The following is a 15,578-nucleotide window of genomic DNA, read 5'->3' on the forward strand; positions in this document are numbered from 1 at the left end:
GCCACGCCGGCCAGCAGCAGCCGGAATCGGCGTGGGTGTTCACCAGAGTGCGGGCGCGTGGCCAGGACGGGCGACCTCAAAGGCCGTTGGGCGGCGCATCGCCGGTCTTGTCACCGGCGAAGACGCCGCTGGCCGACCAGCTGCCATCGCTGCCCCAGAACGTGCCCAGCATCGCCGCCGCCGGATCGGTGCCGTCACTGGCGAAACCGGCCGAATACTCGCCATAGAAGCCGCTGTTGGCATCCATGCCGAGCGAGCCGCTGAACGCCCCGTCCGGCATGCCGGACATGAGCTGGTCCAGGTTGAGTGCGTTGTCGCCGAAGCTGCGCCCATCGAAGTTGGCGATCTGCAGGCTGCCGGTGCCGCTGCCGAAATCCACCGTGGCGGTGAAGTCGCCTTTCACGCCGGTGGTGACGACGCCGTTGTCCGACACGCTGCCGATCGCGGTGCCCGCATAGCTGGCGATGACATCGGTCGGCAGTTCGGCCAGCGGCGTGAGCTGGCCGATGATCCAGTAGCCGTCCTGGGCCGAGTAGGTGGTGCCATTGGCCGCCACGTCCGCCGACCACTGCCCCCAGCTCAGGTAGTCGCAATCACACAGGGCGTTGCTGTCACCGACCACCTGCGCGTCACCCTCGCCGGTGGTCACCCCATAGCTCAGGTCGTGCAGGTAATCACCGCTGCCGGTGAACGCCGCCCCTTCCCAGGTCCGCGGGGCGATGCGCGCTGTCACCGTGCCGCCATCCGGGTCGAACTGGAATTCGGCGCTGCCCGGCTGCAACGGCGAGCCGCCACCGAGGCCGCCGGCAAAGCCCTGCAGGCTGCCGGAGAAGGTTCGGGTTGGGGCGGGATCTACCGGATCTACCGGATCCACGGGATCTACGGGATCCACGGGATCCACGGGATCTACGGGATCTACGGGATCTACGGGATCCACGGGATCTACCGGATCTACCGGATCTACTGGATCCACGGGATCCACAGGATCCACCGGATCTACAGGATCCACCGGATCTACGGGATCTACGGGATCCACCGGCGGCCGCTGTTCGATGCCTGTCTCGATCAGGGACTGGCCCACGCTGGTGGCCGGTGCAGCGGTGGGCAGTACAAGCAGTGCCAGCAGCGGATCGACCCCCGGCACACCCAGCTCCGGTGCCATCGGGCCGCCGCTGAAGCCGGCCATGTGATTGGGTTGTGCGTCCAGCCCGCCCGTGGGCTGGCTGCCCGCCGGTGCCGCCGGCAGCGCAGCCGCCGGGTCCACAGGCACGCCCATCACCGGAAGCAGCGTGGCGCCCATGCCGTTGGATGCGAACGAGGCCCCCGGCTGGTGCAACGCGACCGGCGTGCCCTGGTTGGGTGCGAACGTGGCACCGATACCGAACTCGAAATCGCCGCGGGCGCTGCCGGCACAGCCGGCCGGCGCGTCATCCACGCACAGCCCGAGGATGCCGCCACGGATGCCCGCCACGCCAACCGGCGTCTTCACCGTCACGCCATCGGCGCTCTTGGAAGCGGCACCGCCGATGAAGCGCATGAGCCCGCGCGACATGCTGCCGGCCAGGCGGGCCGTGCCCTTGTCGGGGTCGTACACGAAGTGGTCGATCACCAGCGACGAGCGCGGCCCGATGGTGAAGCTGGAACCGTCCACCAGCAGCACCTGCACCACGCCCTTCGCATCGGTCTGGAAACGCTGGTCGCGCACCACGTTGTCCCCCAGCCGCACCACCTGCAGCGGCGCGTTGCCGGAGCGGCTGCGCGCATCGGGCGCGACTGCCGCGGCCACGCCCACTTTCTCGGCCTGCGCCACCGCCGACGCACCAAGCGCCAGGCCAATCGCCACTACCAGGGGAAAGGAAGTACGCATGCCCATGTCCTCAGAACGCCTGAACCAGCGAAACGCCCGCGAAGCGATTGCGGTAATCGCGCAGGTCGTAGTTCGAGCTCACCCGGCGATAGCCGGCATACACCTGCAGGTCGGTGCCACGGCGCAGCGGGATCGTCTGCATGGCCTGCAGCACCAGGTCGTTGCCGCGCTGGCTGGCCTGCCGGTCAACCGCACGCAGTGGCGCATCGTTCCGGCGTCGCGCCAGCTGCGCGCTCACCGCCAACAACCATGGCTGGCTACGGCTGCCCAGCAGCGCCGGGAAGCGGTAGTTCACCGCGGTGTTGAAGCGCGGCTCCCAATGGCTGTTGGCGTCCACGGCCGCTTCGCGCCGCTCCACGCCGGGACTCAGCAGCAGTTGCCAGTCGTCATCCAGCTGCCGGCTGTAAGTGAAGCTGGCGCGGTAGCGATCGCCGGAGTAACCGCGCGCACTGGCCATCGCCGGGGCCGGGGTATAACGCTCGTCGCGCCAGTCCAGATTCGCGGCGATGGCAGCCTCACGCCCGACCGGCCTGCGGAACCCCAGCGCCAGGCCGGCGGCATGCATGTAGCGCGCATCATCCAGCCAGGTCTGGCCGAGCAATGCGGCAATGGCCACGCGGCCGTTGCGCATGCCCCAGCGGTTGAGCGAGATCTCCGGCCCGACCTGCAGCTCGGCCACGTCGCTGTCCAACCCATGCAGGTCGCGATAGCGGTTGGAGGCCGTGGCAAGGCGTGTGTCGAACACGTCGCCCTGCGCCGACAGTGGCAGCCGGTAGCGCAGTTGCAGGCCGAATTGGCCGCTGGCATCACCGGCCGCGCGCGAGTCCGGGCTGAGCTCGAAGTCCAGGCCGTTGAGGCTGATCGCATGCCGGTCCGGCGCACCGTTGGCATTGCTTTCCACCCGTGCGCCGAGGCTGACCCGACCGGAGAAGCCACCTTCGCGCTTCTGCTCGCCGTCGATCACCGCCATGTAGCCGCGGATCCGGCGCTGCACCGCATCCGGCGTTTCCGGCAACGCCTGCACCTTCTCGAACAGCTGGCGCGCGCGCGGATAGGCCCCCAGGCGGAAGTACAGCGCGGCCAGTTCCAGCTGCAGCCGCGGCGTACCCGGCCGCTCGATCAGCATGCGCTCATAGGTGGCGATGGCGGCTTCGTAGTCGCCCAGGCGCGTGGACAGCACCGCATAGGCAAACCCGGCCTCCAGGTCGGCCGGGTTGTCCAGCACCTGCTGGAACAGTTGCCGGCGTTCGGCTTCCCGCTGCGGCACCTCGGTCGCGGGCAGGCTGGCCGGCACGTTGTAAGCACGGTGCTGTGCCAGCACGTTCGTTGCCATCCACGGGCACAACAGGGCCACCAGCAGCATGAAGCGCGCGTCTCCCCGGCGCGGCTGCATCCCCCCCTTCGTCTGGCGACGCCACTTTCGCTTGCACGTTGCCCTGTCCACGTCGCTCTCCTGCCCCTGCGCAGACCGCCATGGCTGCAGCCGGCGGCCACTCTACGCAGCTACCGTAAGAACGCCGTCTTGCCTGGACGCGTTCGTTGCAATCAAACCAATGTGGTCATCGCGGCCGAAGCCTGACCCTGCGGACGAGCCTTCCCTGCACCAACATGCAACGGCGCGCAGGGCCGCCGCACCCGGCAGGCAACACACACCGCGGATATCCGTTGGGACGCAGTCTCTGCAACCGATGCCCTGTGCACGAAGCAATGAAGGCGGTTTAGTGCTGGGAAAAGCACATCTCTCCCGAGTCCGACGTCAGCGTGACCGCTTTAGGACTTGGCCTATTCAGGGCATCTGTTCTGCTCTCTATCTTGCGCATCAAGCCGCAAGACATCGGAAACATCCTGCGCGCGACACCTACGACCCGTACTGGCAAGTGCCGACGACGGCACTCATTCGCAGACGCAGGCAAGGGCACCCATCCTGCGGAAAATCAGGAATAAAACCTCATGAACCTCATCTACAAGCTTGTGTGGAACTCGACGCTTGGCGCTTTCATGGTAGCCAGTGAACTGGCCTCCGGAAAGGGAAAAATTGCTTCAAAACCAGGAAGAGCTCAGCGTTCCTCCCTCAATGCACTTACCGCTGTCCTCATATCACTGCTGGCGACATCTACGGCATATGCAGACGCCACCAAGCTTGGCACGGGATCCAGCGCAACCGCCGCCAGCGCCAGCAATACCGCCATCGGCTACTACGCGAAGGCTGAAGCCACTGCGTGGGTCATAGGCACATTCGGAAATCGCCGTGTGGATGGCTTGGGGCTTAACATCTCGAGCAGTTCACCGAATGCCAGCAGCGTCGCACTTGGTGATATGGCAGAAGCAAGAAACTTTGGCACTATGGCACTTGGCAGCCGCTCCGTCGCTTCCAGCGTTGGCGCTCTCGCCACGGGCACGTACGCCAATGCGCTGGGCCGCAACAGCATCGCGCACGGCACAGCGGCCTATGCAAGCGGAACCCAGGCGATCTCATTCGGAACATTCTCCGTGGCCAATGCTGCCCGCGCCGCCGCCTTCGGCACCAACGCCACCGCCACCGGCGCCGATGCCACGGCTATCGGCACGTCATCCACTGCCAGTGGTGCCCGCGCCATCGCGCTCGGCTCGGCGTTGACCGGGGGCGAGGACGCCACCGATACCAAACAGAACATCACCAATCAGACGCGTGCAACGGGCACCGATTCGATCGCCTTGGGCACGTCGGCCAACGCCACCGGCAACGACGCCATTGCCATGGGCCGCGCAGCCAGCGTGACCGTCAAGAACGCCATCGCCATCGGCGCCAACGCCAGTGCCACGCACGAGGGCAGCGTCGCGCTGGGAAGCGGCAGCACCACCACCGCCAATCTTGGCGCGACTGCGTATACGTCCCAGTCGGGCGCCAGCTTGGCTGGCGCGATTGCAGCGGGGGAAGTCTCGGTCGGCTCGGCTGCCCAGAAGCGCCGCCTCACCAATGTCGCCGCCGGTGCGGAAGGCAGTGATGCCGTCAACGTCAGCCAGCTGCAGGCAGAGGCCAACAAGTCCAACGCAACCGCTGCCGGCATTGCCACCGCAATCGGCGGCGGGGCGGCCTATAACGCCGATACCGGCACATTCAGTGCACCCAGCCTGACGGTGGGCGGCCAACCGGTGGGCAGCCTCAGCGACGCGATCACCCATATCGATGGCCGCACGGTATCCAACGCGACCGCCATCGATGCGCTCACCACCAATCTCAACAACGGTACCGTCGGCTTGGTCAAGCAGGATGCCGACTCGCTGGCCATCGGTGTGGCCATCGACAAGGCCGGCACGCTGGTGAACTTCGCCAGCACCGACGGCGCACGCACCCTCACCGGTATCAAGGCCGGCGGCCAGTCGCTGGATGCCGTCAACGTCGCCCAGCTGCAGGCCATCGCGGCCGGCTTGGGTGGCGGTGCCACGGTGAATGCCGATGGCTCCATCACCGGCCCCAGCTACAGCGTGACCAACGCCGACGGTACGACCCACACGGCCACCAACCTGGGCGAGGCGATTGCCCACATCGATGACCGTGTTGCCGACAGCAGCACGAAGATCAACGACCTCGACCAGCAGATCAAGGACGGCGCCGTTGGCCTGGTGAAGCAGGATGCCGCCACTGGTGACATCACCGTTGCGGCCGACAAGGGCGGCGCAACCGTCAACTTCGCCGGCACCCAGGGCGCGCGGACGCTGGACGGCATCGCCGCCGGCGCCGTCCACGCCACCAGCCGGCAGGCGGTCAACGGCGCGCAGCTGCATGCCACCATGCCAGTCCATGGCAGCCCACCTGGGCGGTGGTGCCACGGTGGGCGTCGATGGCAGCATCTCTGCACCGAGCTATACCGTCGGCGGCAGGACCGTCAACAACGTCGGCGATGCGTTGACCGATATCGACCAGCGCACCTCGCAGAACGCCAGCGACATCAGCGACCTGAAGAACGGCCTGGGCGATGTGAGCGGCAACATGGCCGGCATCAACGATCGCCTCGATGGCATCGGCAACACCGTCGACCAGCTGGAAGGGCGCTTCACTCAGCTGGAGTCCACCCTCTCCGACGCCAACTTCGGTGACAGCGGCCTGATCTCGAGCAACGTCGGCGAAGGCAACTCGCAGATTGCCCTGGCCTCGGGCGAAGGCGCGCTGGCCATCGGCGACGCTGCGGTCGCCTCCGGGACCAACAGCGTGGCGCTGGGCAATGGCTCGATCGCTGACCGCGACAATGCGGTCTCCGTCGGCGCTGCGGGTCAGGAACGCCAGGTGACCAACGTCGCTGCCGGTACCCAGGACACCGACGCGGTGAACGTCGCCCAGCTCAAGCAGACGGTGCGCTATGACCAGAACGCGGACGGCAGCACCGACTACTCGCGCGTCTCGCTCGGCCAGCAGGGCTCGCCGGTGACCATGTCCAATGTCGCCCGGGGCCGCGTCAGTGCCGACAGCACCGATGCCGTCAATGGTGCCCAGCTGTACGACTGGACGATGAACCGCAACAACCAGATCAGCAACGTCAGCCTGGCGTATCGCATCAATGACCTGGAACGCAGCATGCATGCGGGCATCGCCAGCGCCATGGCGGCACGTCAGGCCCCCTACGTGCCCGGCAAGATGACCTACGCGGTGGGTGCGGCGGGCTACAAGTCGCAGGGCGCGGTTGGCATCAGCAGCCGCTACACCGCTGACAGCGGCCGTTGGAGCCTGGAAGGCGGCTTCTCCAAGAACGGCCATGGGTCCGGCATGTACGTGGGTGTCAGCGGCGTCCTCGGCGACTGATATCCCGCACTTGCGCCAGCAGATGCCCAGGGCAATCCCCTGGGCATTCTGCTTTCTGCAGGTCCCGTTCACGCCACTGCGGTGGGCCTTTCCCGTGGACCTTTCCACGTTGTGCTCCAACGTGGGCATCACTCTGCGCCGCCGGCACGGAAGCGCGCTTTCCGCGACCGGATAGAATCCGCTTCCTCCCCCAGCCGGCCATCGCCATGAACGCCTATGCCCTGCTCGCCTGCGCCATCGCGCTGGAAGTGGCTGCCACCTCCCTGCTCAAGGCCTCCGATGGCATGACCCGGCTCTGGCCCACGCTGGGTGCACTGTTTGGCTATGGGGTGTGCTTCTGGTTGCTGTCGATGGTGATGAAGACCGTGCCCACCGGCATCGCCTATGCCATCTGGTCCGGGGTGGGGATCGTGCTGATCTCGCTGATTGGCCTGTTCGTGTTCAAGCAGAAACTGGACCTGCCGGCGCTGATCGGCATCGGGTTGATCTGCGCCGGCGTGGTGGTGATCAACGTGTTCTCGCACTCCACCGCACACTGAATGCTGCCCGGCACGGCAACGCTTGCGGCCGGGGGCGGGGCGGACACCCGTGCGTGGCGCGCTTCCGGCAGCCGCCGCCTTCCATGGAAGCCATCGCTTGACCGCGCGCGCGGTCCGGCCTATTTTGTGCGCGCCTCAGGTATTTATCCCTTTATCCGTATGAAGGGATGAATTTAAACGGGAATCCGGTGAAGCGGCTTCGTGCCGCCATTCCGGAGCTGCCCCGCAGCGGTGAATGGAAACAACCGCCGTCATCCAGCACTGGGTTCATCCCCGGGAAGCGACGGCCAGTAGGTGGGCACCCCGGTGCCCGTGTCCATCAGCCCGAATACCGGCCTTGGCCGGGGGACCTGCCGTCCCTCGATTCGACCTGGAGCCTCCGCGGGGAGGCGGCCGGTACCGATGCCCTGCCTCGCCGCGGGCCGGTCCGCCGTGTCCCCGCCATGAATCCGGTTCGCCCGCGGGGGCGAAGGTCGCTGGCGTGGCGGACGTGGCTGCAAGGCCGCGCACGATGCGCGGTTCCTTCGTTCCTCAATGCCCAATGCAATGAGGACACTGACATGACTATCGTTACCAACCTGGGGTTCCCCCGGATCGGCGCGCGCCGCGAACTCAAGCACGCGCTGGAAAGCTATTGGCGCGGCGAGACCGATGCCGCCCAACTGCAGGCGACCGCCGCCGAACTACGTACCCGCCACTGGCGGCTGCAACGCGATGCCGGCGTCGACGTACCGCCGAGCAACGACTTCAGCCTGTACGACCAGGTGCTCGACACCGCGGTGCTGTTCGATGCCATCCCGCAGCGTTACCGGGCACTGGCGCAGCGCGCGCCGCTGGACGGCTACTTCGCCATGGCACGCGGCCTGCAGCGCGACGGCGTGGACCTGCACGCGCTGGAGATGACCAAGTGGTTCGACACCAACTACCACTACCTGGTGCCCGAACTCACCCGGGACCAGGCCTTCACGCTGCATGCCGACAAGCCGTTGAGCGAGTACCGCGAAGCCCGGGCACTGGGCATCGAGACCCGCCCGGTGCTGCTGGGCCCGGTGAGCTTCCTGCGGCTGTCCAAGGCCACCGATGGCAGCGATACGCTGGCCCTGCTTGATCGCCTGCTGCCGGTGTACGCGCAACTGCTGGCCCAACTGAAGGACGCCGGTGCGGCATGGGTGCAGCTGGATGAACCGGTACTGGTGCAGGACCTGGACGACACTGCCCGCGCGGCCTTCGAGCGCGCCTACCGTTATCTGGCCGATGTGCCGCGCCCACAGCTGCTGCTGGCCACCTACTTCGGTGCGCTGGATGACAACCTCGCGCTGGCCACGTCGCTGCCCGTCGATGGCCTGCACGTGGACCTGGTGCGTGCGCCGGAGCAGCTCGACGCCGTGCTGCGTGCCCTGCCGGCCACGCGCATCCTGTCGCTAGGGCTGGTCAACGGCCGCAACATCTGGCGCGCCGCGCTGGACAATGCGCTGATCCTGGCGCGTTACGCCCTGGGCCATCGTGGACCGGACACGCTGTGGCTGGCACCCTCGTGCTCGCTGCTGCATTGCCCGGTGGACCTTGGCCAGGAGAAGAAGCTCGATGCCGAGCTGCGCAGTTGGCTGGCGTTCTCGCGGCAGAAGCTGCAGGAACTGCGCGTGCTGGCCGATGCCCTGGACGGCAAGGCCTCGGCGGAGGTGGCGCTGGACCAGGCACGTGCGGCCATCGAATCGCGCCGCCGCTCGCCACGTGTGCACAACGCGGCGGTGAAGGCACGCGTAGCCGCGCTGACCGCCACCGATGCCGCCCGCGCCACACCGCACGTACAGCGCCAGCTGCAGCAGGCACAGGCACTGCGCCTGCCCGCGTTCCCGACCACCACCATCGGCTCGTTCCCGCAGACCCAGGACGTGCGCCTGGCCCGCGCGCGGAACAAGTCCGGCAAGCTCTCCGATGCCGACTACGATGCCTTCCTGGCCGAGCAGACCGCGCATTGCGTGCGCGTGCAGGAACAGATCGGCCTGGACGTGCTGGTGCACGGCGAGTTCGAGCGCAACGACATGGTCGAGTACTTCGGCGAACAGCTCGATGGCTTCGCCTTCACCGGCAATGGCTGGGTGCAGAGCTACGGCTCGCGCTGCGTGAAACCGCCGGTGATCTTCGGCGACGTCAGCCGGCCGGCGCCGATGACGGTGCGCTGGTCGCGGTACGCGCAATCGCTCACCGACAAGCCGATGAAGGGCATGTTGACCGGGCCGGTGACGGTGCTGCAGTGGTCGTTCGTGCGTGATGACCAGTCGCGCGCCGATACCTGCACGCAGATCGCGCTGGCGCTGCGCGATGAGGTGAATGACCTGGAGGCGGCCGGCATCCGTGCCATCCAGATCGACGAGCCGGCCCTGCGCGAAGGCCTGCCGCTGCGGCGCGCGCAATGGCAGGACTACCTGGACTGGGCGGTGCGTGCCTTCCGCATCAGCGCCAGCGGCGTGGCCGATGCCACCCAGATCCACACCCACATGTGCTACGCGCAGTTCAACGACATCATCGAAGCGGTGGCCGCCCTGGACGCGGACGTGATCTCGATCGAGACCTCGCGCTCGCGCATGGAACTGCTGGATGCGTTCGCGCGTTTCGACTACCCCAACCAGATCGGCCCGGGCGTGTACGACATCCATTCCCCGCGCGTGCCCGATAGCGCCGAGATGGTGGAACTGCTGCGCAAGGCCAGCGACGTGCTGCCCCCGGGCAAGTTGTGGGTGAACCCGGACTGCGGCCTGAAGACCCGCGGCTGGCCGGAGACCCGGGCCGCGCTGGAAGCGATGGTGGGTGCCGCACGCACGCTGCGTGGGGAAGTGGCCGCGTAGGGCTGCAGTGCGCCGTGCTCCGGTAGATCACCGCAGTTGCTGCATCCTCCCCCTCCCTTCCGCGTAGCGAAGGGGAGGGTTGGGGAGGGGGGCTTTCGCCCCGGAAAGTCCACCTCGTTGCGCCACCGCATCCCACCACCGCGCCGGGCAGGAATTCCCCGGCCATGCCCTGCCATGCCCCACCGCTTAGACTGTCGCCACTCCCGCGTCAGGAAACAGTCGATGTACGCAGCCGATGTAGCGTTGCTGGTGGTGGACCTGCAGCCCGATTTCATGCCCGGCGGTGCCCTGCCCTGCCAGCAGGGCGATGCCATCGTTCCCGGGATCGCCGCGCTGCTGGCGTCGCGCCACTACCGCACGGTGGTCGCCACCCAGGACTGGCACCCGGCCGACCACGTTTCCTTCGCCAGCCAGCATGCCGGGCGTGCGCCGTTCGAGGTGATCGACCTGCATGGCCACGCGCAGACGCTGTGGCCGGACCATTGCGTGCAGGGCAGCCCAGGGGCGGCGCTGGACCCGCGCGTGGGCTGGGACGTGGCCGACCTGATCCTGCGCAAGGGCACCGACCAGCAGGTGGATTCGTACAGCGCCTTCCGCGAGAACCATGGCCCACGCGGCGGCCGCCCGGCGACCGGGCTGGCCGGCTGGCTGCACGAGCGCGGCATCACCGAGGTCCATGTCTGTGGCCTGGCGCGTGACTACTGCGTGCTGTGGAGCGCGCAGGACGCGGCGATCAGCGGCTTCCGCGTACGTTTCCTGTGGGAACTGACCCGGCCGGTGTCCTCGGCCAACGACGCGGCCACGCGGATCGCGTTGGTCGAAGGCGGGATTGAAGTAGTGGGATAAGCCTCTGCAGGAGCAGCCTTGGCCGCGAAGCCGGGCCGCCTTCCCGCCAACGTGCAACCCCCCTCCCCCAGCCCTCCCCTTCGCTGCGCGAAAGGGAGGGTGCACGACAAAGCTCCCTCTCCCCGTCATCCGCTTCGCTACGCGAAGGGGAGAGCAGATCAGCGGAACACCACCGTGCGGTGCCCGTTGAGCAGGATGCGGTGCTCCACGTGACGCCGCACCGCGCGCGCCAGTACCAGCGATTCGGTATCGCTGCCCAGCTGCACCAGGTCACGCGGCGTCATCGCATGGTCCACGCGCGCCACGTCCTGCTCGATGATCGGGCCTTCGTCCAGGTCGGAGGTCACGTAGTGCGCGGTGGCGCCGATGATCTTGACCCCGCGCGCATGCGCCTGGTGGTACGGCTGGGCGCCCTTGAAGCTGGGCAGGAAGCTGTGGTGGATGTTGATCGCCCGCCCGGCCAGCGCCTGGCACAGGCGCGGCGACAGGATCTGCATGTAGCGCGCCAGCACCACCAGATCGATGCGCTCGCGGTCGACCAGATCGATGATCTGCTGCTCCTGCTGCGCGCGGTTGTCCGCGCTGACCGGCAGATGATGGAACGGCACCCCGTAGGAACCGGCCAGGCCGGCGAAGTCGGCGTGGTTGGAAGCCACCGCGGCGATGTCCACCTTCAACTGGCGGCTGTGGGTGCGGAACAGCAGGTCGTTGAGGCAATGGCCCTGCTTGCTGACCAGCACCAGCAAGCGCGCACGACGACGGGCATCATGCAGTTCCCACTGCATCGCGAACGCCTCCCCCAGCGCCTGCAGGCGTACACGCACGGACGGCGCATCGCCGGCATTGCTCATGTCGAAGTGCACGCGCAGGAAGAACCGGCCACTTTCCTCGTCACCGAACTGCTGCGCATCCAGGATGTTGCAACCCGCCTCGAACAGCAGGCCGGACACGCGGTAGACGATGCCGGTGCGATCCGGGCAGGACAGGGTCAGGATGAAATCAGGGCGCATGGCCAGCAACACGGCGGGGGACCGCGCAAGGTAACCGCTCCGGCAGCAGCCCGGCAAAACCGGTTGCAGCTGACACGGTCGCCGCCACCGGCAGCGGAACCGTCGACGAACGCTAACCCGCCAGTCTGGCCGGCCCCGCCACGGCCAGCTAGATGGCTCGGGCTTGGCGCTTTATAAAGAAATACTTGGCAATCCCCCCGGAAAATGCGCGCCGGCATGAACATCCTCCAGTCCCTCCGCAGTTTCATCCGCACCGCCGATGCCGGCAGCCTGGCCGCCGCCGCACGCACCCTGGGCATCAGCCCGGCCGCGGTGGGCCAGAACATCGCCCGCCTGGAAGCCCACCTGGGCGTGCGCCTGCTCAACCGCACCACCCGCCAGCTGGCCCTCACCGAACGTGGCGCGCTGTACCTGGCGCAGGTGCGCCATATCGAGCGCGACCTGCAGCGTGCACAGGCAGCCGTCACCGACCCGGATGCCACGCCGGCCGGCCGGCTGCGCATCGCCAGCAGCGCCGCCTTCGGCCGGCATGTCCTCGCTCCCCTGTTGCCAGCGCTGCAGCAGCGCTATCCCCGCCTGGCGATCGAGCTGTTGCTGACCGACCGCAGCGTCGACCATGCACACGAGGACGTGGACGTGAGCTTCCGCATCGAAACCCAGTTGGAGGAAGGCCTGGTGGCGCGGCCCGTCGCGCAGGTGCCGTTCGTGTTCTGCGCGTCACCGGCCTATCTTGCCGATGCGGGAACACCGCGCTCGCCGGAAGACCTGCGCGAGCACCGTTGCCTGTTGTTCCGCCATCCGCTGGACGGGCGCTACCTGCGCTGGGGCTTCACCCGCGACGGCCTGCATTTCGACGCCGACGTGCAGCCGGCGCTGGTCAGCGACGACATCGACGCGCTCGCGGCGATGGCTGCCAACGGGGGCGGCATCACCCGTCTGGCCGCCTTCGTCGCCACGCCCTACCTGGCGCGCGGAGAGCTGCAGCCGCTGTTCACCGCCCCCGGCGGCGACGAGGCCCGTGCTGCTCCGGCACCGATGCGGTTGTTCCTGTGCGTCAGCGACCGGCGCGACCTCACGCCGAAGATCAGGGCGCTGCTGCAGTATGTGGTCGATGCCCTGCCCCCCGCGTGGCGGGTGGACATCGACCACCCGTAGTGCCGGGCCACGCCCGGCCGGGGTCAATCGCAGCGGCCGACGTCGAACAGGCCGCGGGCTTCATGCGGCTCGCAGCGCAGGTACTGCGGCGAGGCGCTGATATGCGTGCCCAGGGCGGCGGCGGCGTGCCACGGCCAGCGCGGGTCGTAGAGGATGCCGCGGGCGAGGCCGATGGCATCGGCACGCCCTTCGACCAGGATCGCCTCGGCCTGGGCCGGCTCGGTGATCAGGCCCACCGCGATCACCGGCGTGCCGATCTGCGCCTTGATCGCCTCGGCGGCCGGCACCTGGTAGCCCGGGCCCACCGGGATCTGCTGGCGCGGGTCCAGTCCGCCGCTGGAAACATGCAGGAAATGGTTGCCGCGTGCTTCCAGTGCCTTGGCCAGCGCGATGCTCTGCTCGACGTCCCAGCCGCCATCGACCCAGTCGGTCGCCGAGATGCGCACGCCCACGGCGACCGTGGCCGGCACCGCCGCACGCACTGCATCGAACACCCGCAGCAGCAGGCGCATGCGGTTCTCCAGCGAACCGCCGTATTCATCGGTGCGGTGGTTGCTCAACGGCGACAGGAACTGGTGCAGCAGGTAACCGTGCGCGGCATGCAGTTCGATCAGGTCCAGGCCCAGGCGCACCGAACGGCGGGCCGCCGCGGCGAACGCCTCGACCACGCCATCGATGCCGGCTGCATCCAGTGCCTGCGGGGTCGGCTCACCCTCCAGGAACGGCAACGCCGAGGGGGCCAGCACCTGCCAGCCATGTTCCTGGTCCGGTGCGATCGCCCGGCCCCCGTCCCACGGCCGGGCGGTGGACGCCTTGCGCCCGGCGTGGGCCAGCTGCACGCCGATCGGCATCTTCGACCAGCGCCGTACCGAGGCCAGCACCTTGCCCAGCGCGGCTTCGGTGGCCTCGTCCCACAGGCCCAGGTCGGCCCAGCTGATGCGCCCTTCCGGCAGCACGGCGGTGGCTTCGAGGATCAGCAGGCCGGCACCGGACTGTGCCAGCTGGCCCAGGTGGATGGTGTGCCAATCACTGGCCTGGCCATCCTCGGCCGAGTACTGGCACATCGGCGCGATGACGATGCGGTTGGAAAGCGACAGCGGGCCCAGCGACAGGGGCGAGAACAGGTGGCTCACGGGAAGATCCGCAAAAAGTGGGGAGCGCACATTGCACGCCCCCGCCGGACCCGATTCAACCGGCGTGGTGGATCACTGCGTCTTGGTCCCGTCGAGCAGGAACCCCAGCGCCTGCGCGCAGGGCATCTGAACCTTCAGCGACAGCAGGTGATCGGCGCGGGTGCGGCCCAGGTTCACCGCCGCGATCGGCAGGCCGGCCTTGGCGGCGGCATCGACGAAACGGAACCCGGAATAGACCATCAACGATGACCCCACCACCAGCACTGCATCGGACTGCTGCAGGTGCGCCTGCACCGCCGCCACGCGCTCGCGCGGCACGTTCTCGCCGAAGAACACCGCGTCCGGCTTGAGCAGGCCGCCGCAGTGCTCGCAGTCCGGCACCTGGAAGGCACTGAAGTCGGTTTCCAGGTCGGCATCGCCGTCCGGCGCCATGCCGGCGTCGAGCCGGTCCCAGCCGGGGTTGGCGGCGAGCAGGCGCACCTGCAGCCGTTCACGCGACGAACGCGCTTCGCAGGCCATGCAGCGCACCTGGTCCAGCCGCCCGTGCAGGTCGATCACGGTCTGGCTGCCGGCACGCTGGTGCAGGCAGTCCACGTTCTGGGTGAGCAGCAGTTCCACCCGGCCATCGGCTTCCAGTGCCGCCAGCGCGTGGTGGGTGGTGTTGGGCCGGGCCAGGCCGAAGCGTGGCCAGCCGAGCAGGCTGCGGGCCCAGTAACGCTGCCGCGTCGCCGCCTCGCCCATGAAGGCCTGGAACGTCACCGGCGGGGTGCGTTTCCACTGGCCGTCGGCATCGCGGTAATCGGGGATGCCCGAGTCGGTGCTGCAGCCGGCGCCGGTCACCACCAGCAGGCGCCGGTGCCGGGCGATGAACTCCGGCAGTTCGGCCACCAGTGCAGGGGACAGGCCACCCAGCGGCGGTGGGGACGAGGTGGTCATCGCAACCGGGTCACAGCGGCGGCAGGGACGGCACGCTGGTCGGATGACCCTCGGCGTCGAGCGCGATCATCACGAAGGTACCCTTGGTGCACAGCTCGCGGGCACCGGTGAGCAGGTCCTCGGTCACCAGCTCCACTTCCACGTGCATCGAGCTGCGGCCCACGCGCACCACGCGGCCGATCGTTTCCACCATCTGGCCGATGCGGATCGGCAGCTTGAAGTCGACCTGGTCCGAGCGCGCGGTGACCACGGTGCGGCGCGAATAGCGGGCGGCAGCGAGGAAGGCCGCCTTGTCCATCCATGCCAGCGCCTGGCCACCGAACAGCGTGCCCATGTGGTTGGTGTGGTTCGGGAAAACGATCTCGGCCATGCGTACTTCAACGGGCGGATCGGTCTGCGGGATCGGAGTCATGGGACGTCGGCAATGGGGGAATGCCGGGATGATACGCCGCACAGGCTGTGCGGCTGG

12 protein-coding genes and 1 riboswitch are annotated in these 15,578 nt (G+C 68.1%); of the genes, 6 read left to right on the forward strand and 6 right to left on the reverse strand.

Going from position 1 to position 15,578, the window contains the following annotated elements; all coding sequences use genetic code 11:
• Nucleotides 1–76 precede the first annotated feature (76 nt).
• Nucleotides 77–1,867, reverse strand: coding sequence for a FecR domain-containing protein (locus ATCM_RS19235; protein WP_132863591.1), 1,791 nt, complete (start codon nt 1,865–1,867; stop codon nt 77–79).
• A 10-nt stretch (nt 1,868–1,877) separates the two neighbouring features.
• Complete coding sequence (locus ATCM_RS06680) at nt 1,878–3,260, reverse strand: tetratricopeptide repeat protein (RefSeq protein WP_132863593.1); 1,383 nt, start codon at nt 3,258–3,260, stop codon at nt 1,878–1,880.
• A gap of 557 nt (nt 3,261–3,817) precedes the next feature.
• Here ATCM_RS06680 and ATCM_RS19325 point away from each other — a divergent pair.
• The 5 genes from ATCM_RS19325 (at nt 3,818) to ATCM_RS06705 (ending at nt 10,875) form a co-directional block, all read left to right on the forward strand.
• Nucleotides 3,818–5,944: an ESPR-type extended signal peptide-containing protein gene (locus ATCM_RS19325; protein WP_132863594.1), complete on the forward strand. Its 2,127-nt coding sequence runs from the start codon at nt 3,818–3,820 to the stop codon at nt 5,942–5,944.
• Complete coding sequence (locus ATCM_RS06690; RefSeq protein ID WP_165931136.1) at nt 5,838–6,644, forward strand: YadA-like family protein; 807 nt, start codon at nt 5,838–5,840, stop codon at nt 6,642–6,644. The genes ATCM_RS19325 and ATCM_RS06690 overlap by 107 nt, the downstream gene beginning before the upstream one ends.
• A gap of 206 nt (nt 6,645–6,850) precedes the next feature.
• A complete protein-coding gene (locus tag ATCM_RS06695) occupies nt 6,851–7,183 on the forward strand; it encodes an SMR family transporter (protein WP_132863597.1) in 333 nt (110 codons plus the stop codon).
• Between the two features lie 120 nt (nt 7,184–7,303).
• A riboswitch (cobalamin riboswitch) is annotated at nt 7,304–7,538 on the forward strand.
• A gap of 205 nt (nt 7,539–7,743) precedes the next feature.
• The gene (gene metE, locus ATCM_RS06700) at nt 7,744–10,029 is read left to right on the forward strand and encodes a 5-methyltetrahydropteroyltriglutamate--homocysteine S-methyltransferase (RefSeq protein ID WP_132863599.1); all 2,286 of its coding nucleotides are present in this window, start codon (nt 7,744–7,746) and stop codon (nt 10,027–10,029) included.
• Between the two features lie 222 nt (nt 10,030–10,251).
• Nucleotides 10,252–10,875 (forward strand): nicotinamidase, encoded by a 624-nt coding sequence (locus ATCM_RS06705; RefSeq protein ID WP_132863601.1) that lies wholly within the window; start codon nt 10,252–10,254, stop codon nt 10,873–10,875.
• Nucleotides 10,876–11,033: 158 nt separating this feature from the next.
• Here the strand turns inward: ATCM_RS06705 and purU are convergent, their stop codons facing one another.
• Nucleotides 11,034–11,885 carry a formyltetrahydrofolate deformylase gene (purU, locus tag ATCM_RS06710; RefSeq protein ID WP_132863602.1) on the reverse strand — a complete coding sequence of 284 codons (852 nt, stop codon included), beginning with the start codon at nt 11,883–11,885 and terminating at the stop codon, nt 11,034–11,036.
• Nucleotides 11,886–12,101: 216 nt separating this feature from the next.
• Here purU and ATCM_RS06715 point away from each other — a divergent pair, with 216 nt between their 5' ends.
• Nucleotides 12,102–13,040 (forward strand): LysR family transcriptional regulator, encoded by a 939-nt coding sequence (locus ATCM_RS06715; protein ID WP_132863604.1) that lies wholly within the window; start codon nt 12,102–12,104, stop codon nt 13,038–13,040.
• Between the two features lie 23 nt (nt 13,041–13,063).
• Here the strand turns inward: ATCM_RS06715 and ATCM_RS06720 are convergent, their stop codons facing one another.
• The 3 genes from ATCM_RS06720 to ATCM_RS06730 all read right to left on the reverse strand — a co-directional run bounded on the left by ATCM_RS06720 (nt 13,064) and on the right by ATCM_RS06730 (nt 15,521).
• Complete coding sequence (locus ATCM_RS06720) at nt 13,064–14,173, reverse strand: NADH:flavin oxidoreductase/NADH oxidase (RefSeq protein ID WP_132863606.1); 1,110 nt, start codon at nt 14,171–14,173, stop codon at nt 13,064–13,066.
• Between the two features lie 72 nt (nt 14,174–14,245).
• Nucleotides 14,246–15,064 carry an NAD-dependent protein deacetylase gene (locus tag ATCM_RS06725; protein WP_243694078.1) on the reverse strand — a complete coding sequence of 273 codons (819 nt, stop codon included), beginning with the start codon at nt 15,062–15,064 and terminating at the stop codon, nt 14,246–14,248.
• A 55-nt stretch (nt 15,065–15,119) separates the two neighbouring features.
• Complete coding sequence (locus ATCM_RS06730; RefSeq protein WP_132863610.1) at nt 15,120–15,521, reverse strand: acyl-CoA thioesterase; 402 nt, start codon at nt 15,519–15,521, stop codon at nt 15,120–15,122.
• Nucleotides 15,522–15,578 lie beyond the last annotated feature (57 nt).

The organism is Stenotrophomonas sp. ATCM1_4, from assembly GCF_004348115.1.
Lineage (GTDB): Bacteria > Pseudomonadota > Gammaproteobacteria > Xanthomonadales > Xanthomonadaceae > Stenotrophomonas > Stenotrophomonas capsici.